The sequence below is a fragment of the Pseudomonas sp. HN2-3 genome (assembly GCF_020691745.1).
Lineage (GTDB): Bacteria > Pseudomonadota > Gammaproteobacteria > Pseudomonadales > Pseudomonadaceae > Aquipseudomonas > Aquipseudomonas capeferrum.
On record NZ_CP085704.1, the window covers coordinates 1440260 to 1463676 of the forward strand.

At 56.4% G+C, this 23417-nt stretch carries 13 protein-coding genes; 2 read left to right on the plus strand and 11 right to left on the minus strand.

From position 1 onward, the window contains the following. Positions 1-24 precede the first annotated feature (24 nt). On the plus strand, positions 25-2022 hold the full coding sequence (locus tag LJX93_RS06555) for a polysaccharide biosynthesis protein (protein ID WP_033700679.1): 1998 nt from the start codon (positions 25-27) through the stop codon (positions 2020-2022). Between the two features lie 227 nt (positions 2023-2249). Beyond that, positions 2250-4166 (plus strand): acyltransferase family protein, encoded by a 1917-nt coding sequence (locus LJX93_RS06560; protein WP_227696860.1) that lies wholly within the window; start codon positions 2250-2252, stop codon positions 4164-4166. 96 nt (positions 4167-4262) lie between these two features. Here LJX93_RS06560 and LJX93_RS06565 read toward each other — a convergent pair whose 3' ends face one another. From LJX93_RS06565 to wecB, 11 genes are all read right to left on the minus strand, one after another. Further along, positions 4263-5372: a DUF6270 domain-containing protein gene (locus LJX93_RS06565; protein ID WP_227696861.1), complete on the minus strand. Its 1110-nt coding sequence runs from the start codon at positions 5370-5372 to the stop codon at positions 4263-4265. Between the two features lie 230 nt (positions 5373-5602). Continuing rightward, on the minus strand, positions 5603-6580 hold the full coding sequence (locus LJX93_RS06570; RefSeq protein ID WP_227696862.1) for a D-glucuronyl C5-epimerase family protein: 978 nt from the start codon (positions 6578-6580) through the stop codon (positions 5603-5605). Between the two features lie 235 nt (positions 6581-6815). Continuing rightward, positions 6816-7199, minus strand: a complete 384-nt coding sequence (locus tag LJX93_RS06575) for a hypothetical protein (RefSeq protein WP_186659330.1) — start codon at positions 7197-7199, stop codon at positions 6816-6818. Positions 7200-7271: 72 nt separating this feature from the next. Then, complete coding sequence (locus tag LJX93_RS06580) at positions 7272-8498, minus strand: glycosyltransferase family 4 protein (RefSeq protein WP_095064129.1); 1227 nt, start codon at positions 8496-8498, stop codon at positions 7272-7274. A 7-nt stretch (positions 8499-8505) separates the two neighbouring features. Then, positions 8506-9741 carry a glycosyltransferase family 4 protein gene (locus LJX93_RS06585; RefSeq protein WP_095064130.1) on the minus strand — a complete coding sequence of 412 codons (1236 nt, stop codon included), beginning with the start codon at positions 9739-9741 and terminating at the stop codon, positions 8506-8508. Continuing rightward, a complete protein-coding gene (locus LJX93_RS06590; RefSeq protein ID WP_095064131.1) occupies positions 9738-11474 on the minus strand; it encodes a hypothetical protein in 1737 nt (578 codons plus the stop codon). Before LJX93_RS06590 ends, LJX93_RS06585 begins: the two co-directional genes overlap by 4 nt. A 42-nt stretch (positions 11475-11516) precedes the next feature. Further along, complete coding sequence (locus LJX93_RS06595) at positions 11517-11930, minus strand: hypothetical protein (RefSeq protein ID WP_095064132.1); 414 nt, start codon at positions 11928-11930, stop codon at positions 11517-11519. Between the two features lie 12 nt (positions 11931-11942). After that, positions 11943-13742 carry a glycosyltransferase gene (locus tag LJX93_RS06600; RefSeq protein ID WP_095064133.1) on the minus strand — a complete coding sequence of 600 codons (1800 nt, stop codon included), beginning with the start codon at positions 13740-13742 and terminating at the stop codon, positions 11943-11945. 8 nt (positions 13743-13750) lie between these two features. Then, the gene (locus LJX93_RS06605) at positions 13751-20590 is read right to left on the minus strand and encodes a methyltransferase domain-containing protein (protein ID WP_227696864.1); all 6840 of its coding nucleotides are present in this window, start codon (positions 20588-20590) and stop codon (positions 13751-13753) included. Positions 20591-20603: 13 nt separating this feature from the next. Beyond that, positions 20604-21866, minus strand: a complete 1263-nt coding sequence (gene wecC, locus LJX93_RS06610) for a UDP-N-acetyl-D-mannosamine dehydrogenase (RefSeq protein WP_033700671.1) — start codon at positions 21864-21866, stop codon at positions 20604-20606. Then, complete coding sequence (wecB, locus tag LJX93_RS06615) at positions 21863-23005, minus strand: non-hydrolyzing UDP-N-acetylglucosamine 2-epimerase (RefSeq protein WP_033700669.1); 1143 nt, start codon at positions 23003-23005, stop codon at positions 21863-21865. The genes wecC and wecB overlap by 4 nt, the downstream gene beginning before the upstream one ends. Positions 23006-23417 lie beyond the last annotated feature (412 nt).

Genomic DNA, 23417 nt, shown 5'->3' on the forward strand with positions numbered 1-23417 from the left:
TTCTGGAAACGTTTCAGAGGAGCGATGGATAAGGTGCGCGCTAAACTGCTTGCTCTACCTCGTAGGCATAAACGCTTGCTGCAGGTGTTGACCGACATCGTGCTGATCTGGGCCGCCCTGTGGCTGGCCTTTGTGGTTCGCCTTGGCATCGATGAGCTGGCCAACCCCATCATCGACCACGGCTGGCTGTTCCTCACCGCACCGGTGGTAGCCATCCCCCTGTTCATCCGCTTTGGCCTGTACCGCGCGGTGATGCGCTACTTCGGCAACGACGCGCTGATTGCCATCATCAAGGCCGTGACCCTGTCGTCGCTGATCCTGGGCTTTATCATCTACTGGGCCAGCAACCATCAGAACGTCGTACCCCGGTCCATCACCTTCAACTACTGGTGGCTGAGCCTGATCATGATCGGCGGGCTGCGCCTGGCCATGCGCCAGTACTTCCTCGGCGACTGGTTTGCAGCCGCCGTGCAGCACGTGCCCTTCGCCAGCCGTGACAACGGCCTGCCCAGGGTTGCCATCTATGGCGCTGGCGGTGCCGGCAACCAGCTGGTCGCCGCCTTGCGCACCGACAAGACATTACGCCCAGTAGCGTTCATCGACGATGACACCAGCATCACCGACCGGGTAATCGCCGGCCTGCAGGTTTACCGCCCCGAACAATTGCAGGAAATGATCGACGCCACCGGCGCCCAGGAAATCCTCCTGGCCATCCCGTCTTCCACCCGCACCCGACGTCGCGAAATCCTCAATTTCCTTGAAGGTTATCCGCTGCACGTGCGCAGTATTCCGAGCTTCGTCGACCTGGCCAGCGGCAAGGTCAAAGTCGACGACATCCAGGAAGTGGACATTGCCGACCTGCTGGGCCGTGACACCGTGCCGGCGCAGGCCGACCTGCTAGAACGCTGCATCGTCGAGCAGACTGTCATGGTCACCGGCGCCGGTGGTTCGATCGGCTCGGAGCTGTGCCGGCAGATTCTCGGCCAGTCGCCGAAAACCCTGCTGCTGTTCGACCACAGCGAGTTCAATCTCTACAGCATCCTCTCCGAGCTGGAGCAGCGCATTGCGCGCGAATCGTTGTCTGTGTGCCTGATCCCGATCCTCGGTTCGGTGCGCAACCAGGCGCAACTGCTCGACATCATGAAGACCTGGCGGGTCGAAACTGTCTACCACGCCGCGGCCTACAAGCACGTGCCGATGGTCGAGCACAATATTGCCGAAGGCTTGCTGAACAACGTCATCGGCACCTTGCACACAGCCCAGGCCGCCTTGCAGGCTGGGGTAGCCAACTTCGTGCTGATCTCCACCGACAAGGCGGTACGCCCGACCAATGTGATGGGCAGCACCAAACGCCTTGCCGAAATGACCCTGCAAGCCCTGAGCCGCGAAGTAGCACCGGTGCTGTTCGGTGATAGCGGCAAAGTCTCGCAGGTCAACAAGACCCGTTTCACCATGGTGCGTTTCGGCAATGTGCTGGGTTCTTCGGGCTCTGTGATCCCGCTGTTCCACAAACAGATCAAGGCCGGCGGCCCACTGACCGTTACCCACCCGAAAATCACCCGCTACTTCATGACCATCCCCGAAGCCGCGCAGCTGGTGATCCAGGCCGGCTCCATGGGCAAGGGCGGTGACGTGTTCGTCCTCGACATGGGCGAGCCGGTGCGGATTGTCGAGCTGGCAGAGAAGATGATTCACCTGTCCGGGTTCAGCGTCCGTTCCGAACGAAACCCGATGGGCGACATCGCCATTCAGTTCACCGGCCTGCGGCCAGGGGAGAAGCTCTACGAGGAGCTGCTGATTGGTGACAACGTGATTGCCACCCGGCATCCAATGATCATGAGTGCCAATGAAGATTTCATGTCGTGGGACGTGCTCAAGGATGCGTTGCGGGAGCTGTTGGCGGCGGTGGCGCATGACGACTTTGTGCGGGTTCGGCAACTGTTGCGGGAGACGGTGATCGGGTATGCGCCGGATGGCGAGATTGTGGACTGGATTTATCAGCAGCGGCGGTTGGAGCCGTGAGGTAATGAGCTAAGGGTAGGTGTTCGGGTGTGCGCCGGGTACTTCAATGCGGTTTGCAGATGTAAGTGCGTGGCGTGCCCGGATGAAGAATGACGCTTTCACTCTGCGCGGTGTGCTTGTGAGGCTGTCGGCACCCGCTCGTGAGCACCTCGCGGCAGCCTTTGTCGTCCTTGGTGCCCTCAATATTTAGATATACAATTCGCGGCTGTCGAACGAAACGAGCCGGGATGTCGATGTCTACAATCAGGGTTGATATACAAGTCCTAAGGGGACTTGCCGTTGCATTTGTGGTGCTTGAACACTTGGCGATCCCTGGATTTCAGTATGGATACCTGGGTGTAGATATTTTCTTCGTGATCTCAGGCTTCTTGATCACATCGATTGTGTCCAAGGGACTGGCGCGCGATAACTTTTCATTCAAGCAGTTCTACCTCCGTCGAGCAAAGCGCCTGCTACCGGCGTCTTTCGTTACCCTCCTGGCGACAATCATTGCAGCTAAATTCTTCCTGCCACCGATGCAGATCGAATCGATGAAGCAGCAAGTCATTGGCGCGTTGACGTTCTCCACGAACTTTGTATTGCTTAGCCAAGCTGGATATTTCGATATCGAATCCGCCACCAAGCCACTGCTGCACATGTGGTCGCTGGCGGTAGAGGAGCAGTTCTACTTCGTCGTTCCTGCGCTCCTGGCTTTCACGCCCGCCAAGCATTGGAAAAAGATCCTCATTGTGCTTGCCATTGCAAGCTTCATGGGTTGCCTCTACCTTTCTGCAAGCAACCCGTCAGCGGCGTTCTACTTGCTCCCCACTCGAGCATGGGAGCTACTCATTGGTAGTGTCGCGTCGATGGTCGTTCATAACGGCATTGTCAAAAGCGTCTCGTTAAAACTGGCAGTACCTGCTTTTGCGGTTCTGTTGGCGTCGCCATTTGTTAACTCGGGCCTTTCGCATCCGGGCCTCGATGCCGTGGTGGTTTGCTTTGCAACGGCGATTATACTGCTGGCCAATCACCGTTTATTGAATGGTCAGGCGCGGATGCTGTTCGTCAATAAGCTTGGCGATCTTTCGTATTCGCTGTACCTCGTTCACTGGCCAATAATCGCGTTGGCTAATGCCTCGATCGATACTGATAGCCTGGTTGTCAAAGGTGCATTACTCGCGGCATCGCTCTTGTCGGCTATTGCGTTGCACAGGTGGATAGAAGAGCCGTTCAGGAAAATGCCTTATGGCTTCAAGCCGTCGATGGTCGTTTTCCCTGCGCTGACCCTAGCGTTGTTCGGTCTTTCGCATACGTTCCTGAAAGGCCAGTCTGCTGAGAAGATAAACGAACTGTTCGCTCCAAACTATGGGCTTGACAGGTCTTGCGGTGCCAATATTTATAAAGATACTGAGCAGTGCCGGACTTCGGCAAACCCCAAGATTATTGTTTGGGGTGACTCTTTTGCCATGCACAACATTCCAGGAATGTTACAGTCGCAGAAAATCGACATTCGCCAGGCTACCCGCAGCGCATGCGCGCCCTTCTTGAACGCAGCGCCCAATACGAAGCGTAGCGACTTCGAGGTGCAGGCGCGGCAGTGTGTAGGGTTCAATGACAGTGCTTTCAAATTTATTAGTGAGCACCCATCGATTACGACCGTTATTTTGGCAGGGTCGTACGGGCAGTATGTGCAGGATACATTCGAGACGATTTCTTTTGACGGGGGCGGTGCGATGCAAATCGCTAAATCGACACCCGAACGTGCGAAGCAAGATATGCACAATGTTGTCGAAAAGCTTAAATCGCTTGGAAAGGACGTGGTGATTATCTCGCCTCCACCACGTATTGATAATGCGCTTGTTTCGTGCATTCAGAATGAAGTGGCCAAGCCCTCATTCTCTGATCCGTCGGCTAAATGCATGCTGGCAAGGTCAGCCTTTGACCGGGCGAATAAAAAGATGAATGACCTGATGAAATACGCTGAAACGGCCCTGGGTGCCAAGGTGGTGTACTTGTCTGATGTCTTGTGTGACGAAAAGGCGTGTAAAACCATCATCGATGGGGTCCCCATCTATCGTGACAATGGGCACCTGAGCATTACAGGTTCGGTAAAACTGTACCAGAAAATGCCCAATATCCTCGCCGGCGTGAAAGGCAATACGTAGGGCTGTCCGGGTATTCGATGAGTGGCATGCAGTGGTTGCTCTAATGGCGGCCACTGCTTGAAAGTCAGATGTCAGCGTTGGGTTTGCCTTGCCTGGTTAACGTGTCAGGCAACTGACGCTTCGTTTATTGGAAGTTTGTTGATCTTGCGGGTCCTTGTAAAATGCCACCACTACGAGTTCGCCAGGTGTATCAGGGATAGGGAATCGTGCGCGCGGTGACGGCTCGTACCAGCGTACATCATGGCGAACGCCATCAATCAGCAAATAGAAAGCGAAGTTGCCATTTTCATAGATCTTGCCGTCCATGACCAATGAGCAATGCGCGAAAATTTCACTTTCTGTTCTGTAAGCCGCCACCGTGATTTTGGCGCCGTCGGACACCAGGGGGGCTTTGCCTGACGCGTCGTTGATCGCGGGGTTATCACCACCAATCGACTTTTGCTTGGAGGTTAACTGCGAGAGCGCTTCTTTGTAATAGCCCTCACAATAATGGAAGGGCGATGCGCCCCAGCGATGAGACTCATCGGCGGTTAGGAGTTCAGGCGGGAAGGTGAGGAATTGGTTGTCTTCCAGCTGGCTATGAAGCGCAGCATACATCCATTCCAGCTCCTGGTTGGCCTTGTTTACTGCAGTAAGGGTAACTGGGAAGTTTGAATCGCTCGGTGTTTCAAACTGGGAAGCCCAGTAGACTTTATTGACAAGTACGCTGTCCAGCTTGTTGTGCTGCTTCAGCAGCTCAATGAACTTCTGCATGCCTTCAAGCCACAGCGCTCTGCGTTCTTCAGTGCCTTGCTGAATTAATCGAAACCCTTGTATGTCGCTGTCAGCCAGCAGGCCGCTTTCGGTAAGCTCGCTTGAGTGGGTGATGACTTGGCCTGTCGGCAGGGCGACGAGGTCGAACCGCTCGTCAATCAAGTCGATCAATATGATGTCGGCGCTGGACAGTCGTTCAGGCTGGAGGATCAGCTCTTTGGAAAAGTCATACCCGACCATACGTCGTCGGAAAGCTGAGGGTATACGGTCTAATGCCGCATCATTGGCATAGGGCGAGCTCGACAGTGACGCCATTGAAGACCTGGCAAAGTAATCGGTTAACTTAAAGACCCGGCTATCCTCTAAGTTGAATATATCTCTGGATACACAGCTACCGTAAATCAGTAAGTTCTTGATCACTGTTCCTGTCAGCCTCATGTGGTGATGTTTCAAACAGCAATCCATAAGCGGGCATGCTGCGTACGTCTCGGACAATCCATTATCCCTAGGCTCCAGTAGGAATGCAACGCAGTCGCGCTCTCGGGCTGGAGTACATGCGTACTCTTAACAAGCATTCAGTTAACGCTCGGGATGTCCCGCGATGAGGGGGTCGAGATGGGGGGAACCCAATGACGCGCCTTTGGCCTCGCTTGGGTTCCTGCTGCACTGCACGTCGCTATCGATCATATCGATTTGAGCGGGGTGTACAACTCGCGTGCAGTTGCTCTTCCCGCGGCATAAACCTCTTTCTCGCGGTCCTTGATTGACTCACGGTAGAACTTATCAAAAGCTTGATACGTGAGTTTTAGTTGCTCATCATCCGTGGCTTCGGACAGTTGCTTGGCAAGATGGACTGCTCTCGCTTGCCCGTAATCCGGAAGTTGTGGGGCTTCAATCGAGTAGGAAAAAAACTGATTATCTAAAAGCTGGCCCCCCAGATTTTTCGACATTGTTAAAAGGGCTTGTTCGATGGTTTCATCGACAAATCCCATGTTTGTCAGTTTTCTGAATTTTAGCAGTGCAATCAAGGCGCCGATGTGGCCGTTATAAATCCGGAAGCGCATGGTGCCGTCCGGCTGGCTTTCAGTGCCTAACTTCTTGAAATGCTCTGCGTCTGTCTCCAGGGGGGTGAAGACATATTCGTAAAGCCAGAGGTCGCCACGCGAGTCTTTCTCGGATAACTTGAGCTTGGTGTCGTTGGATGTTATCGTCGAAATGAGCTTCAATGCTTTGTTTAAATGTTTCTCATCATGGGTGGCTTCAAATATGCGCATGTAGCCGTAGGCGGTGTACGCATTCATGAAGGCGCCATAGAAAGGTTTTTTCATGGTGGCCCAATACATTGGGAATGAAAAATCGTTTCTGATGTAGTTGTGATTGCCCAGTGTGTCAGTGTAGATAGAGGCCGCCAGGTCCAGGTAGTCGATCTGGTCGAGTATTACTTTTGACGGGCCCTGAATCTTGCAGGCGCTCGCCAATGCACAGGCGTTAATAGCGAAGGCGAAAGGGTTGAAGGGTTGATTGAAATCAACCACATACTGCTCTGGCCATTGCCTGTATAGGTCGAGGTGATGCTTTGGTTTCCACTTACCGCCTTGTGGGCCCGTTCCCATGGCTCTGTCGAACCAGTCGGTAGTGAGCGCTTCGTAGTTAATGTGCATAGGTAGCCTAACCTGAGTGTGGGGCGGTGACAGATTGATTATTATTGAGGTGCTGGGCGCTGATTGTGTGAGGATTGATTGATCGTTTATGCAGGTATAAGTCTGTTGGGGGGCACAGACCCAGGGTGGGGCGCCGAGCGCAATGCAGGTCAGTGATTGACACTAAAAGATATTCCCACTGTGAGTGCTCGGCAGTGGGAATATTCGTCTTTCGATGCGCGGGTGCCGGAGCAGCTTATTGCTGCTTTTCTTGCCAGTAGATGCTCACCAGTGCTGGGTTTTTATCATTGATCAAAACACCAATGGTTGGAGAGTTTTTCTTCATGTAATGTACTTTAACTGCCGCGGATTCAGCGTTTGGCTGCTCGGCAGCAACATACCCCAGTGCGCGGAAGCGCTCGTCGACTTTAGCCTTGGTTTCAGCTTGAGCCAGGTTGTACTGGATTTCGAAAGTCTTGAAAGTACCGTTTTCGATAGGTTTGGTAACATTTTTTGTCATGTTACCTTCGAGCGTCAGCTTTTCGCCGGAAGGAAGTTGGATGTCAGTCCCTTTTTCTTCATTGCAGCCGCCCAAAGCGAGCAGGCAGGACAAAACCGCGACGTAGGTGATTTTTTTCATGTTAAGCGTTAGACCTTGGGTTTGTTAATGTAAATTTAAACTCTGAATTCTAGCAAACTTGTCGACCCTTGACTATTCAGTTTGCTCGAACTCCGAATGCTTGGGTGATGTGGTCAGCAAGTCGAAGGCCATCCTCCTTTTGATAGCTGTTCGCGAGTATTTTTGTATGAAATCATTTCGAGCTGTGGGGCCCAGTTCCAGGCTCCTGAATGATCTGATAGCGGCTTCGAGATCACAGGGGCTGAATACCGCCGTATTGTGAATGCGTCTGCTTGCAAATCGACCTGGGTACCCGGACAAACCTGCCAAAATAGGTTTCTGGGTTGCTGCGTACTCGAACAGCTTGGAGGGCAATACTCGACGGAACGCCTTCATGTCATTCAAGTGCAAGAACAGTACATCGGCTTCACGATAAAGCTTCAATAAAGAGTCACGTTTCATCGGGGGCGCGAGATAGACGTTCGTCACCTGCTCGCGAGCCAGTGCTTTCTTCAAGCGCTCGATGGCCCCGCCAGATCCGATCAGATGAAAGTCGGCTTCATCCTCGAGGTGCTTGGCCAATTGCGGGACAATGAGGTGCAGGCCTTGCCCGGTACCAATGTTGCCTGCGTACACAATTTTCAATCGGCGCGGTAGCGCAGGCAGGTATTGCGTGACGACCGGTGCCGTCGGCAACGGCGGCGGCGTGAGGAAGAGCTCATCGATCCCGTTGGTATGCAAGGTGAATACCTTGTCGGGGTAGCGCTTGTTAAAATAGGGCGTAAACCCAGGTGAAATAAGATTAACTTTGTCAGCCTGTCGGATCGTGCTAGCTTCAATAGATGAAAAGACAACAGAAGCTAGTTTGCCGAGGGTAGGTGGCAGTACCCCTTGCAAGGTGTCGACAAAAATATCTCGAATGTCCAGATACAGCTTGGTACCTGTTTTTCGGGAGATGTAAGCGCCCAGCGAGGCTGTCATCAAGCGCGAAGAGGTGGCAAAGATCAGGTCGTACTGTTTGCTGTTGGCTACTTTGCATACTTGGTAGGCAAACGAGCCGAATGAAAACGCCTGGTCAATGAAACCACTTTTATGGGCAGGCACCGCCAGTCGCCGTACGGTCAGGCTCGGCGACTGCTCAAAGCTCGAGGCCGTGGTCTTGAAGGTATGGTACCGGTTGGGCTGTGTGGTAACGACATCGATTTCCACATGGTCGCCGACATTATCCAAGAGTGCTTTTACCAATGCCTCGGCACGGAAGGAGCCTGCCGACAGGTCCGGCGGGTAGTAAAAACTCAAAAAGAGAATGCGTGTCTTCACGGCCGGGTTACCTGGTGTGAGCGTGGGTGAGCAGCACCCGCTCGTAGAGATCAACTAAACACTTTTCCTGGCTTTCCCAATTCAAGTTTTGCGCCGTCTTCCTGGCGTTGCTGGCGAACCGTGCGCGCAGCGCGGGGTCTTCCAGCAATTGAATGATTGTGCGGCTGAGGGCTTGCTCGTTATTGGCCGGTACCAGCAGGCCGATGTCATTGCTTCTGACAATCCTGCGGATTTCAGGGAAGTCAGTGGCAATCACCGGTAGCCCGGCGATTACATACTCGAAGAGTTTGTTCGAATCCGTGGTGTAATGATTGAGGCAGGTGTTTTCAATAGGTTGCACACCCACGTCGGCAGAGGCCGTATAGCTTGGCAGTTCGGCCAGGGCCACCGTTGGAATGAAATGCACTTTGTGCTGCAGGTTCAGTTCTTGCGCCAACTGCGTGAGCGGTTGGGTCAACCGGCCTCCGCCGATCAGCACAAAGTAACAATCAGGCACGTGCTGCGCCGTGCGGACCAGTTTTTCCAGCCCGCGGCCTTGCTGTAAACCACCTTGATAAAGAACGATCGGCCACGGCTCGACCAGGCCGAGCTCTTCTCGAATGCGGTTCGAGGGTGGGCTTTCAATCAGCCTGGGTCGGTTTTGTAGAACCAATGGCCGCTCCACGCCATAGGCGCGAGCAAAGTACTTGGCCCGTGCATCGGTTGTGGTGATCGTGCCATTTGCCGAGGGCATCAGCTGTTTTTCTACAAACCCGACGACCTTCCGCAGGCTCTTGTAGCCTTCTCGGCTGGTACTGATTTCGTGTGCGTCGTACACCAGCCTGGCGCGTGACAACTTTGCTGCCAGCCAGGCGGTGGGCAGGGTATTGACGTCATGCGAGTGCACGACCGTCGCCCGGTACTCAAGCATCTTGAACAGCAGCGCGAGGTGCGTCCACCCGCGTGATACAGCTCTTAGAACAAGCAATTTCAGGCTGGGCTTCACCGGCGCGGACTGCTGAGACTCGCCACCGGCTTTCACCGCAGGCTGCAGGTTCTTCTTACGCAGTTTCCAAAGCGGCGAGCGGGCCACTCGAACAACTTCTATGCCATCGTCGAGCACCGCCTGCTGTTGGGTGACGCCTGGCGTGTGCAGTGCGAACACGCGAACTTGATAACCGGCCCGTTGCAGCGTTTGAGCTTCCTTCATCACGCGCGCGTCGTTGAGGAACTCATTCCATACAATCATCGAGACTTTCGTCATTGCGTCGCGCCCTCTACAGCTGTGGGTGTATCAAAAATCTCGATGCAGCTGACGATGTCAGGTGTCAATGCAAGGGCTGCCGAATAGTCTTTACGCACAATATGTCTTTCCAGCATGTACATCAGTGCAGCCAGCCAGACCTTTTGCTGCTCGGCGTTAGCAAGTGCCGGGCGCTGGTCGCTAGAGCCGAGCGTTTCGAAAAGCGCATCTTTTTGCGCGATTGGCCAACTGCAGCCAATCGCTTCAATGCGCCAATTACTCCAGTGGCTGAGGACAAAGCCGGAGGAGGGGGACGCCAGTAGTGTGTTATTGGTGACATCCAGGGGCACGATCTGGCGAGGAAGCTCGGCCAGTTGCCGGGTAATGCACGGCAGGGTGTTGATGATGCGCTCGACACGTTGAGTGTCGTCATCATTGATACACGCCAGACGGAGCGAGCTGATCGTGGCTTCATCAAGACGTTGTTCGAGGTACAAGCGCGTGCGGGTGAATTGGGCAATCAGCTCTGCAGCGGGCTCCAGTAGTATCAGCCTCTTTGCCACGCCAAGTATGCCTTCGCCAATCTGCCGGCCGGCCAGCTTGTCAGACGCTTCAAATCGATAGACATGGCAATCTATATTGCTGACCTTGTAATGACCCACAAAGGGCAAGACTGGCAAGCCGCGTTGCGTCGTCAGCAGCGCCCGTTCCTGCAGCGCCGAGGATGAGATGTTGTTGCCAAACACTTTGACCAGCAGGCTGTGCTCAACGGCGTCATCGGCGAACTGCAGGGTGAAGGCGTAGATATCGGTAAAGCCCACCTGATGCCATTGCATCTGATAGCTGTCGACCGCCTCAGCATTCAGTTTTTGAAGCAGCTCGCGCACCCATTTGTCTCTGTTTTCTGCCTGCAGGATATAGTCCAAGCCATTGCTTTGCGGGCGCAGTTCGATGAGCGGCTGAGACTGATAAAACAGCGCATTGACCTGCCGATGCTGAATGCGCAGGCCGATAACGTCCAGCATCATGCTCGACAGCCGCTGCAAGCCCTGGCGCATGATCAGAACGGCGATGACGGCGTTGAAAATCTTGGTGTGCTGGAAATACAGGAAGTCAGTCACCAGGACGAAGAAACTCAGCAGGAACCCTGTTGCCGCCAAGGCATTCAGAATAGGGCTGTAGTGCTGGTGGAAGCTATCGCGAATGCGCTTGCTGTGGTTGTAGGCCAGCACGCAAACGGTCGATGCTACGGCCAGATACGCGAAAATCGCCAGCAGCAGGCTCGGGTATACAAAGGCAAGCGCCACCGTGCTCAAGCCGAAAAAAGCCCCCCCTGCCATCGCTCGGTTGAAGCGAGAGTAGGCGTTGGTGGCAATTTTTTCCTGGTTCTCGAACAAATTGAGCTTGGACGTGCGAGCGAGGAGGGTCTGGGTGCCTTTACGGCACAGCAGTGCGGTCGCCAGTTCCGCCAGCAGATAGGCGATATAGGAAAGGGCCGCCGCTGCCGTCAATGCATAGATCAAATGATCCTTCTCGAGCGTATGCAGGATCGAAGGAAAATAGGCAGGCGTTTTTTCTGAGCCCAGGAGAATGATGACTTTGAGGGGCAGGAAGAAAGCCAGTAAAAGAAATATCTGGCTCGCCAAAGTACTGATTTGCACCAGGCCGGTAATGATCGGCACCACCTTGACGAATTTCACGCCCAGGGAAATACACCAGCCGATGGTGGCTTTTATCTGCTGCTGAAGTTTCATGCTAACGTGAAACCGTATAAGCAAATGTGAGGTGCGCGTGCATTATTTTTCCTGCCAATAAATATTGGCGAGGGTCTCATGCCCACCTTCTTTGGCGCGCGTCACAAAAATAGCGCCGATCGGTGGCTGGGACTTTTTGTAATACTGCACTTTGAACTGGGTTGCATCATTGCCGATAATCTTGCGCGTGTAGCCGTTGTTTTTCAGGACAGCGTAAACGTCGTTTTCAGCGATTTTGTCAACGCCGGCATAGACGAACTCATGCATGCTCATGAAGCCCGCGCTGTTCGGTTTCTTATACGACTTCTGATGTGTGCCCCGGAGGAGCACATAGGTAGCGTCACTCAGGCGCAGGGTGTTGGCCGATTTTTCCGCTGGCATCACCTCGCCTGTCGGTTGTTGATCGCAACCGGCCAACATCGTCAGGAGTGCAATAAGGAAGAGGTACGGTTTCATGATCTGATCACTTCAATTGATGATCCGCGCCAGCAATTGTTTGGCGAGGGTTCTGTAATAGGTGCCGTGGTAGTAATACGGGCAAAACGCCCATTTGTGCTCGTTTTTTGAGACGTGTTGCACCATCTTGGCAAATACTTGTTTGGCGATGGTTCTGTAGTACGGGCTGTCATAGTGATACGGGCAATAGGCCCAGCGAGGCGCCCCCCCTGCAATCAAGCCAGCGTCCTTGCCGCCGATTCTCTCGACTGGGATCGTCGAGTTCTCCAGGCCTTCCAGCATCGGGTCAATGATTGCATTGTTGAGGTCGATGAGGTTCTCGAAGGTGCTCCCGGCGAAGCTTGCAACGGTTTCCTTGCTTTTGTACTGGCTCGCCCAGTTGGCCTGGTGCACGAAAATGTTCGGGCACAGGCTAGCCAGGCGCTCAAGGAACATGGGCAGCGCCCAGGTGCGCAATTGCTTGGCCTCCTCACTCCAGGGGGCCTGCAACTTGAACTCGATACCGCAACGCGACAGGGTTTTGAGCATGAGCGGGCTGGCCGAAACGATGGAACTTCCAAGCGTTGCGATGCCGATGCTTTCGTCAAAAAAATCGACAATGACGATGTCGGGCCGAGCTTGCTCAAGCTGTTTCCAGTGGTCTTTGGAGGCGTCCCACTGAACACGTTTAGCCTCGGCGTCTTCGGTATCGACCTTGAACCGGGCATCGAGGCAGGGCGGTGCCATGTAAGAGATGACCGACGATTGAGACATGTAAAAACACACCTCGAAGCGTTCGAGGGCTTCTTGTTGAAACGTGAACAAATTGTGCGAAGCACTTGAACCGAGAATGGCAACGCGAATCTTCCCTGCCTTCGCTTTCACGGGGTTCGGGCGCGAGGCCTTCACTTCAAGGCGAGCTCTTTGCGACAGGAGTTTGTTCAATACTTCTTGGTCGGCACCAAAGACGTTCTGTTGTTCAGCCTTGATTTGCTGACGGACCGTATTTAGCTTTTCAAGGTATTTGTGCGGCATGCCCAGCGGAGACTCTCGCAGCAGCTGGGTCAGGTATTCAAGCTGGGCAGTCTGTAGGCCGAACCGCGCAAACAGCGCCGGATCAAACCCTTTCACGCACTCGGGCGAGCTGAGTATGCGTGCGCGCGCGCCAAAGAAGTACGAATCGCTGAGCGGGTGCTTGGTATACAGATAAAGCGGTTCCGCTCTGCTCAGATGAATGTGCTCGGCGGAAATCCGATGCTGTTCCAGCGTCGAGACGACCAAGTGGTGCGCATACTGAGTAATGGAGTGCGACTTGGGGCCTGCTGTCTTGTCCACCAGGGTCAGTGCAAGTGCCAGCGTGTCGTATTCGACCGGGCGATAGCACTCATCCGAAGGCAGGAATTCGATACCGTTTTTCAGCGATATCAGCAGCACCTCCGAGATGTTGTGCTCGGAGGTGGCCTCGGCCTGGATCAGGTCGATGACGTGCTCATCAATGCAGTCGTCATCATCCATGCGCGAAGTTACCAGGACCGCCTCGTCAACGTCCTTGATCAGGCGCAGGATTTCGCGACTGACCATAGAATAGTCGCTGACCCGAAGCGTGCGCGCATTCAGGCCAGAACCACGCAGCAACGTCTCCAGTCGCGTCCGGTGCAGTGTCGGCAGTGCTTCATCAACGAAGATGATCCATTCGAAACCCTGATTGCTCTGGTTGGCCAAAGACGGGAGGGCAGTATTGCTAAAGACCTCCAGCCTGTAGGACAGCCACAGTTCATCCTTGATGCCGATACCAAAATTGGTAAAAACGAAATGCTTCAAAGCGGGTTTCATCATCGTCTTCAATGATTCTGTATCACAGCAACTTCCCGCTCGGCCATCTTGACGCTGGCGCTTTGCTCGCGAACACGCTTGGCTGCAGCTTTGGACTTCACGACGAAGGTGCTGCCATTGAGGTACATGTCCTCGATCGCTTTCGCCAGTTGCTCGTGGCTTTCGGGTTCGACCACGTAGCCGGATTGGTTGTCGACGAACTCGGGTACTGCCGCGACGGCGGTAGTCACAGGTACCAGGCCTGACGACATGGCCTCATCACGGGATACGCCTTGGGTGTCCATGCGGCTCGGGCACAGGAAAATGCCGTAGTCCTTATGGGTTTGAGCGATCTCCGTGTGGTTGAGGAAGCCCTGCTGGATTTTCACGTTGGCGTAGCTGCGTAGCGGAGCCAGCGTTTCTTCAAACAGAGGGCCATCACCGATCAGGCAGAACTCCATGTCATTGAACCAGGGCTTGCTCGTCAGGCTCTGGATTGCCTTGACAGTCAGGTCGTTGGCGTAGGTCTTCGAGGTGTAAGGACGAATCGAGAGCACCTTCTTGCGCTGCTCGGCCGACTTTTCCCGATGGTCGAACAAGTCGGTGTTGATCGGGTTGTGAATGATCTCGTACTGAGCTTCCGGCAGGCGGAACCCGAGGTCTTCCATGACTTCTTCGGCGAAGTAGCGAGACACGAACACCAGCTTGAGGTTCGGGTGCATGGGTTGCAGCAGCCCACGCCAGAAGGTCATGCGTTTTTCGCTGGCGAGCTTGCCCAGGTGCAGTTGTTCGTCGGTCGCGAAGTTGAACTCACGACGCCACCAAGGCTGAATATCCGCGCCGTGTACCCAGACAGTGATGCGTGTGCTGTTCAGGAACGGACGCAGCACATTCCACATCTGCTCGTCGAGGAAATGCACGAGGATCGATTTGTAGCGATTCTTCTCGAGCATCTTCGTCAAGGTCGATGTGCAACCTGTGACTACATCGATGTTCTGGAACTCGTGGTAGCTCACGGTCTCATTGGGGCGCAAACGGAACACGTCTACATCGATACCGTGTTCCTGGTAGGCCGTTACCCGGGTGTGCACGAACTTGTTGCGGTACAAGTCGGAGTAGGTCGGGTAGTGATTGGTCAGCAGCAGGTGCTCGCCACGGCCCATCATTTCAGAGGGCTGCAGGTTGCGATGCCCCAGCACCAGTGCTTTCAGGTCGGTGCTGCCCGCCGCGTAGGCGCGCAGGCCAAAACGCACGAACACAGCTTCTGGCGGAACATCGGCGGTCTGGTTGCGGTTCGGATACTGCATGACGTGGCTGATGCGCTGTTTGTCGGCATCCAGGAACAGCACGACCAACTGCAGGTTCAAGCCGGGTGTGCAGTCGAGGAACAGCTTCAGGCGGCCCTCTTCGCAACCCAGTTCATCCACACGGACTTCCTGTTGGGCGTAGATGTATTCGTGCTTGCCGTCTGCGAGCTTGGAGTGCACGCGCCAGTTATCGCCGTCGACGATCAGGTCCACGAACTTGTTGCGAATGACGCCAAACATGTCGGCCAAACCGCGGCCAGTGATCTCAGGCGCATCGTGGCTGACCTGCAGCGGCGCGATCGACTGTGCCCGGGCTTGCAGCTGATCGATGGTCATGCCCAGGTTCAGCTCGAGGTCGTTGACCTTGGTGCTGACAGCCTCGTGCTGTGCCGCGGCGTTCTCGCAGTAGTTGAACGGATCAATGGCCAACCCTTGAGCATGGGTGTACTGCAGTGATTGCAGGTTCTTCAGCCAGCTGCGCAGGGGTTGGGCGGCGACGATCTCGGTTGCCACCAGCGAACGGCGGGCGGCAAGTGTTTGCGTCGGGCGGTAGGCCTGTTCGTTGGACAGCAGTTCGGCTTGCTGGCCTTTGCAGGTGAAGTGTGCAGCTTTACCAATCACCTGAGCACGGCTGTAGCGGGTTGCCAGTGCCAGGTCGAGCAGGTAGTTGGGGCCGTAGTAGTCGCCAGGCACGAAGGCGGCAACCCAAGGGGTATTGCCAACCAGCTCACCGAGAGAAGTCTTCTTCAGTTGGGCAGGCTTGAGCACCAGGATTCGCGGGTCGTCAGTCACGATGCTGCTCTGGTAGGCATCGCTGATGATGACCATGCGCACCTGGCTGTAGGTCTGACGGTTCAGGTGAGCGCGCAGCATGTCGAATTGCTGGCGATCCTGAGCCTCACAGACAACCACGATCTCCGGCAGGCGCTGGGCCTTCGAGGTGCCGGTGACTTTGCTCATCACGTATTCCAGACGCTGGGTATAGGTGTGCTCCTGCATCACTTTACGCAGGGCGGCCAGCCTCAGCTTGTCGCTGTTCAGCGGGTCTTCTGCCAGCAGTTGCAGGCGACGGAGCATCTCTTCGCCATTGTCGGTGGTTACGACCAGGTCGCCGAACAGCAGGCGCACACCGCGCGAGAAGTTGCTCACGGTCAGGGTGTTGCAGCCGAGCAGTTCGAAGACACGTCGGGCAAACATCGATTGCGACTGTTTGATCGAGTTGAGGTTGATCGCGTAGCGGTAACCTTTGTATGCCGTGTCGATTTTCTCGAAGGGCAGGGTGCCGACGATGTACGGTTGGTATTCCTCGGGGAACTGATAGTTGACATCGTTTTTACCGAAGTTACGGTCGAAGATTTCCAGTGGGCGGAACTTCGGCAGCTCGGTGACGAAGTTGCCCAGGTCGCGGGTGCGCTCAGGGTAACGGGCGTAGTAGGCACCGGCGAAGCAGAAGGCATCCTTGCGTTCGTACAGTTCGATCGGGTTGTGCAGCGCAGGCTGGCAAGCGAACGGCAGCAGGTAGACGCGGTCGTGACCGAGTGCGCCCTTGTAGCGGTGGATGCAGTCGATATCGGTGGTGAACACGTGGTCGAACTGCTTGGCCGTGGTCAGGAAGGTCTCGAAGTGGACCGGGTCTTCCTTGTTCCAGAAGACGGTCGGCACTTTGTTCTGGCGGCACCAGGCGAGAATGTCTTGCAGCTCCTGGCCGTTGTGGCCAACCTTGCTGCCCCACAGGTCATCCTTGCCGCGCCAGGCGGACTCGATGAACAGCAGTTCTGGACCGAAGCCTTCGATTTCCACTTTCCAGTTGGCTGGCGTGAGTGGCATCAGGTCGCATTCGTAGCGGTACGAGCCGAAGGTGAACTCATCCATCACGCACGCTACTTTCAGGCGGCTGACGGGCTGGTCGGCCTGGCGCAGCAGGGTAGTGCGGCTCTGCTCGCTGGTTGCCAGGGCAGCTGGCAGCTTGAGGTAGTTCTCGTCCTGCACCACAGGTGGCGGCGGCAGCAGTGCCTTGAGCGGTTCGTTGGCCAGCAGTTTCTGCTCGTTTTGCTGGCGTTGCTGGTTGGCCTTGCGGTACAGCCGCAGCAGGCGCACCGGCAACTTGACCAGGCCGCCCAGGGAGCTGGCGCTGTTCTTGATCTGGTAGCCGAGCTGGTAGGTCATGCTGGAACGCGTCTTGACCAGGCGCTGTTCAGCCAGGTGACGCTGGGTGTTGGCTCGGCCCAGGTTTTCGTTGAGCTCGTCGATCTTGCGTTGCTGAGCTGAGCTGCGTTCCAGCAGCTGATTGAGGCTGGCCTTCAACTGCGGAATCTGTTCGCCGGTGAGGGCGCGGTACTTCATGTTTGCCGCACCAAGACCTGCCTTGGACGAGTTGAGTTCGGCTTCCAGTTGCTGACGCAGGCCCTGCCATTCTTCGTTGGTGGCGGCGAGACTGGCTTCGGCAGCTTGGCGGCTGACGCTTTCCAGCTGGAGTTGCTCTTCGAGCATGTCCTTGGCTTGATTCAGCGACGCAATGGTCTCTGCCAGCGAGGCCCGGGCTTCTTCGGACTGGGTGTTGGCGAGCGTCAGCGCCTGCAAGCGGTCTTCCAGCACGGCACGTTGTTCAACCAAAGCATTGATGGAGTTGACTTGTGCTGCATGCTCGCGCTGGCTTTGTGCCTGAACGTCGTTCATCACCTGCAACTGGACTTCCAGCTCAGTCTGACGGTTCTGCAATGCGGTAATCGTGGTCGCGTGTACGGCATTGGCCTGCTGGCTCTGAACCTGCAGTTCGTTCATGGTCTGGCGCTGATCGGCCAGCTCTGTTTCCAGTTCAGCTTGACGGGCTTTCAACAGAGCGATGGTCTCAGCCTGAGCAGCGTCGGCCCGTTGGGTTTGGGCCTGCAATTCGTTCATATACTCCAACTCGCTTTCAAGTTCGGCTTCCAGTTCCGCTTGGCGCATGCGCAGCGTAGTGATCGTGTCGTCTTTCTCGGCAATATCCTGATTGCTTTGGGTTTGCAGACGGGTCATTGCCTGAATCTGGTTTTCCAGCTCGGCTTCCAGTGCTGCCTGGTGTGCTCGCAAGGCAGTAATGTCTTCCATGTGGGCTGTATTGGCCTGATGGGTTCTCTCCTGTAGCTCGGCAGCCTCCAGCAGCTGGTTTTCCAGCTGTTCATGGCTCGACTGCAACGCTGCAATGGTGTCGAGGTGCATTGCGTTGGCCTGATTGGCCAGGTCCTGCAATTCGGCGGCCTGTTGCAGTTGGCTTTCGAGGTCGGCATGGCCCGACTGCAATACTGCAATGGTCTCGAGATGAGCTGCGTTGGTCTGGTTGGCCTGGTCCTGCAGTTCGAAGGCCTGTTGCAGTTGGCTTTCAAGGTCGGCATGGCCCGACTGCAACGCTGCAATGGTGTCGAGGTGGGCAGCGTTGGCCAGGTCGGTCTGGCCCTGTAGCTCGGCTGCCTGCTGCAGCTGGGCTTGCAGGTCGGCATGGCCAGACTGCAATGCAGCGATGGTGTCGAGGTGGGCGGCTTCCTGCTCTTGAGCCTGAGTTTGGTACTCGCTCATGGCTTGCGCCTGGTCTTCAAGCTTGGCCTGGACTGCCGCTTGATGTGCGCGCAACGCCGTAATGGTGTCTATATGCTCGACATTGGTCTGTTGTGCCTGCGCCAACAGGTCGTTCGACTGTTGCCGTTGGTTTTCCAGCTCGGCTTCCAGTGCCGTCTGGTGGGCGCGCAAGTCGGTGATGGTGGCAACGTGGCCCTCGTTGACCTGCTGTGCCTCGGCCAGTTGTCCGGCTACCGAGCGGAACTGGTTTTCCAGGTCACTGTGCTGCTCACGAAGCGCGCTGATGCTATCGCCCAAGGCAGCGTTTTCTCGCTGGTCCTCGGCGCGCAGTGCAGACATCTGCTCGAGCTGGGCTGCGAGCGCATCGTGCTCCGCCCTCAATGTTTCGAGTCTTGCGGCCTTGTGCGCTGCCCGCTCTTCAGCGGCAGTTCGCTGCTGTGCCGTTGCCTGCAGTTGCTCTTCGATGGATTGATGCAACTGCTGCAAGGATTCCAGCGCTGCTTCCCGCTGGCTGAGTTCCGAGCTGAGCTGGCTGATGTGGCCGGCTTTTGCGTCGGTACTTTGCTGGGCTTCTTGCAACTGAGCCTGAGTGCTTTGCAGTTGCTCTTCCAAGGCCTGCTGCTGCCCTGCAGAGGTGGCCAGGTTGTCATGCAGTGCGCGATTGCTTTGAGCCAGCTGAGCAAGTTCGTCGCTTGTTTCGCTCAATTGCTTGCGCGCGTCTTCATGCTGGCTCAGCAGCGTGTCATATCGTTGCTCGGCGTCTGCAAGGCTCTGCACGCTGGCTTCTTCGAGCGCTGCAAACTGTTGCTCCAGAAGGGCGTACTGCTCCGCAGCCGTAATGCACTTCTGGTTTGCCTCGGTCAGTTGCGCTTTGACGGCGTCGAGTTCTTCGCTCAGTTGTTGAACGTTGCGAACGCTGGCTTCAAGGGACTCCCGGCTCGACTGTTCAAGCGAGGCGATATCCGCTTCACGTTCCTTGAGCTGACGGGAGAGGGCCTCGGCCTTCTGTGCTTCAGGTTTAAGCAGGGCTAGCTGCTCGGTCGCTACGCGATACTTCCTGTTGGCTTCTTCCAGCCGCTGTTTGATTTCCTCAAGCTCCTGGACCCGCTGGGCCTTGGCATCGAGGATTTCACGGTTGGATTTCTGCAGGGTTGCAATGTCCGCGTCGCGCGTTTGCAACTGCTTGGACAATGCCTCGGCCTTCTGGGCCTCAGGCTTGAGTTGGGCGATCTGCTCGGTGGCGCCGCGATACTTCTTGTTCGCCTCTTCCAGACGTTTGCTGATCGCGCCGATGTTCTCGCGCAGGGTGCGCTCGATGGACTCAAACGCCTTTTCCAGTTCACGTACGCGCTCGACCGTCAGCGAGTCGATGATGCCGGGTTTATGCGTTTCGCTTTTAACGGCGACAATGCCCAGCCACTTGCCCAGCATCTTGATCTCGATGATCTGCAAGTGCTCGGCCAGCAGCCGGAAAGGTTCCATCAGGTAGAACGTGTGCTTGTGGTCAATGAAGTCATTGACCCCGAACGGCACGGTGATCACCAGGCGGCCACCCTGCTTGAGCAGTTCGTTGGCCTTTTCGACGAACAGCTCCGGGCGGACCAGGTGTTCGAGTACTTCGCTGATGACGACGGTGTCGGGTTCGACCTCGAGCGTGTCCAGCGCGAGGAAGTCAGAATTGATATACGTGACGTTTTGCTGGATGTGGGCCGGCTCGGTCGACAGGTAACCCTTGGCCTCTTCGATGGCCTGCGGGCTGGTGTCCACACCGGTGACCTGGCAGCCTTCACGTGCCAGCAGCAGGGGCACGATGCCCTGCGAGCAGCCGACATCCAGGATCCGGCGCCCTTTGACCTGGGCGCAGATCCAGTGGATGCGGGCTTGGGTTTCCCGCATGAACTGATCACCCAGCTTGCCGTAATAGGCTTCCATCACACGGTCATGAATATCGGCCAAAGGTGACGGCAGCTCATTGTTCACGGTAGGTTTCTCAAGCGTGGTGTTGTTCATGCGGACTGTTCCATCAACCCTGGGTAACGCCTGCGGCGTCGATCACGAATGCAGCATCGCGGACGGTGAAGGTGCCGCGGAATTCACGGTGCTTGACCAGCAGCACGTGAATGTCGGCGCTGTCCTGGGCGAAGTCGAATTCCACGTGCTCGTGGCGCGACAGGCGCTGCGGCAGGGCTTCGATGTTCGGCTCGACCAGTTGCAGGGTGGCTTCCAGCTCGTTGCCCAGGCGCTCGGCAATGCTCAGGGCCGGGCTTTCGCGCAGGTCGTCGATGTCGGCTTTGAAGGCCAGGCCGTAGCAGGCGATCTTGACTTGCTGGGCCGATTTGCCCGGGTTCTTGATCAGGAAGTTGGCCAGGGCCATCTTGACCTTGTCGATCACCCACTCAGGCTTGCTGTCGTTGACCACACGGGCGGTACGGATCAGGCGCGCCTGCTCTGGGGTCTGGCTGACGATGAACCATGGGTCGACGGCGATGCAGTGGCCGCCTACGCCTGGGCCAGGCTGCAGGATGTTGACGCGCGGGTGGTGGTTGGCCAGGCGGATCAGTTCCCAGACGTCGATGTCCAGCTTGTCGCAGATGATCGACAGTTCGTTGGCGAACGCGATGTTCACGTCACGGAAGCTGTTTTCGGTCAGCTTGCACATTTCGGCGGTGCGGGCGTTGGTCACGATGCACTCGCCTTCGACGAAGGTGCGGTACAGGCGTACGGCAGCGTCCGAGCACTTCTTGGTCATGCCGCCGATGATCCGGTCGTTTTCGACCAGCTCACGCAGTACGTGGCCTGGCAGGACGCGCTCAGGGCAGTGAGCGATGCGGATGTCGGAGTCTTCACCGTGGGTCTGCGGGAAGCTCAGGTCCGGGCGCGCCTGGGCCAGCCAGAAGGCCATCTGCTCAGTGGCGCCGACCGGGGAGGTCGATTCCAGAATGACCAGATCGCCCTTTTTCAGTACTGGAGCGATGGCTTTGCTGGCGGACTCGATGTAGCTCAGGTCCGGCTCGTGGTCGTCCATGAACGGGGTCGGCACGGCGATCAGGAAGGCGTCGGCAGCTTCCGGAACGGTGGAGGCACGCAGGAAACCTTCGGTCACGGCAGCGTGAACGACCATGTCCAGCTCAGGCTCGACGATGTGGATTTCGCCGCGGTTGATGGTGTCGACCGCGTGCTGGTTGACGTCGATGCCGATGACCTGCTTCTTGCGGGCGGCGAAAACGGCGGCAGTTGGCAGGCCGATATAGCCCAGACCTACGACAGAAATCTTGTTGAAGCTCATGCTGCGTCCTTGGAGTTAGAGAATACGGAAAGGGCATCGAGGATTCGCGCGCACGCTTTTCCGTCGCCGTAGGGGTTGTGGGCCACGCTCATCTCGCGATAGGTCGCTTCATCAGTGAGCAGTTGCACCAGGTGTTGCTGGATCGAGTCGACGTCGGTGCCAACCAGTTTGACGGTGCCAGCCGCGACCGCTTCCGGGCGCTCGGTGGTGTCACGCATGACCAGTACCGGCTTGCCGAGGGCTGGGGCTTCTTCCTGGATGCCACCGGAGTCGGTGAGGATCAGGTACGAGCGGCTCATCAGGTAGACGAACGGCAGGTAGTCGAGCGGCTCGATCAGGTGGATGTTGCTGACCCCGGCCAGCAGGCGGTTCACCGGCTCGCGCACGTTGGGGTTGAGATGCACCGGGTACACCACGTCCACATCCGGGAACTGGCGAGCGGTCTGCACCAGGGCTTGGCAGATGCGCTCGAAGCCATCGCCGAAGTTTTCGCGGCGGTGGCCGGTGACCAGCACCATGCGGCGGTTGGCGTCGAGGAAGTCGAACTGGCTTTCGAAGTGGCTCTTCAGCGCTGGGCTTTCCAGCTTGCGAACCACTTCCAGCAGCGCGTCGATCACGGTGTTGCCGGTGGTGTAGATGGTCGCGGCGTCGGTGCCTTCCTTGAGCAGGTTGTCACGCGAGGTCGAAGTCGGCGCGAAGTGCAGCGCTGCAAGCGTGCCGGTCAGGCGACGGTTGCCCTCTTCAGGCCACGGCGAATACAGGTTGTTGGTGCGCAGGCCAGCTTCGACGTGGGCGATCGGGATTTGCTGGTAGTAGGCCGCCAGGCTGGTCGCCAGGGTCGTTGCGGTGTCGCCGTGGACCAGTACCACATCCGGCTTGAACTCGGCCAGTACGGGCTTGAGCCCCTGCAGAATGGCCGTGGTCACGTCTGTCAGGTCCTGGCCTGGCTTCATGATGTTCAGGTCGTAATCGGGCGTGATCTCGAACAGCTCCAGTACCTGGTCAAGCATCTGGCGGTGCTGGCCAGTAACGCAGACACGGGACTCGAAACGGTCGTCCTGGTCAAGGTTGAGGGCCAGAGGTGCCATTTTGATGGCTTCTGGGCGGGTGCCAAATACGATGAGGGTCTTGAGGGACACGGCGACGGTCTTCTTTGTGTTGAGTGAAGGCGGTTGTTACTGGGCTAGGGCTGTGAAACTCAGGGGTTGTGCAAGTCGGCCGGGGGGGTTGGCCTGGCTGGCACCGCGTACGAGGAAGCGAGCGGTTCCAGTGGGGGGTGTGAAAAAAAATTCATCTTGCTCGGATCCTTCAAGCACAGCGGTTGTCCAATGGCCGCAAATTTATCACTTAGTCATCAGAATGACATCCCGTCTGGCACGTTTTTTTCCCCTGATTCAGGGGAAATGCTTATTGACATCGAAATATCGGATCCGATTTTTCTCGGAGCAATCAACAAAAACGATTGTTTGATGTTATTCAGGCATCATGCCAATAGAGACGATGTGGCGAGAGTTCGCGACGAGCGGGTAGGGGCCATATCCGGCAAGGCTT

What these genes read in the sequence shown, in the direction of transcription:
- LJX93_RS06555 (WP_033700679.1), top strand. Translation starts at nt 25, where the DNA reads ATGGATAAGGTGCGCGCTAAACTGCTTGCTCTACCTCGTAGGCATAAA.
- LJX93_RS06560 (WP_227696860.1), top strand. Translation starts at nt 2,250, where the DNA reads ATGTCGATGTCTACAATCAGGGTTGATATACAAGTCCTAAGGGGACTT.
- LJX93_RS06570 (WP_227696862.1), bottom strand. Translation starts at nt 6,580, where the DNA reads ATGCACATTAACTACGAAGCGCTCACTACCGACTGGTTCGACAGAGCC.
- LJX93_RS06575 (WP_186659330.1), bottom strand. Translation starts at nt 7,199, where the DNA reads ATGAAAAAAATCACCTACGTCGCGGTTTTGTCCTGCCTGCTCGCTTTG.
- LJX93_RS06585 (WP_095064130.1), bottom strand. Translation starts at nt 9,741, where the DNA reads ATGACGAAAGTCTCGATGATTGTATGGAATGAGTTCCTCAACGACGCG.
- LJX93_RS06590 (WP_095064131.1), bottom strand. Translation starts at nt 11,474, where the DNA reads ATGAAACTTCAGCAGCAGATAAAAGCCACCATCGGCTGGTGTATTTCC.
- LJX93_RS06595 (WP_095064132.1), bottom strand. Translation starts at nt 11,930, where the DNA reads ATGAAACCGTACCTCTTCCTTATTGCACTCCTGACGATGTTGGCCGGT.
- LJX93_RS06600 (WP_095064133.1), bottom strand. Translation starts at nt 13,742, where the DNA reads ATGAAACCCGCTTTGAAGCATTTCGTTTTTACCAATTTTGGTATCGGC.
- LJX93_RS06605 (WP_227696864.1), bottom strand. Translation starts at nt 20,590, where the DNA reads ATGAACAACACCACGCTTGAGAAACCTACCGTGAACAATGAGCTGCCG.
- wecC (WP_033700671.1), bottom strand. Translation starts at nt 21,866, where the DNA reads ATGAGCTTCAACAAGATTTCTGTCGTAGGTCTGGGCTATATCGGCCTG.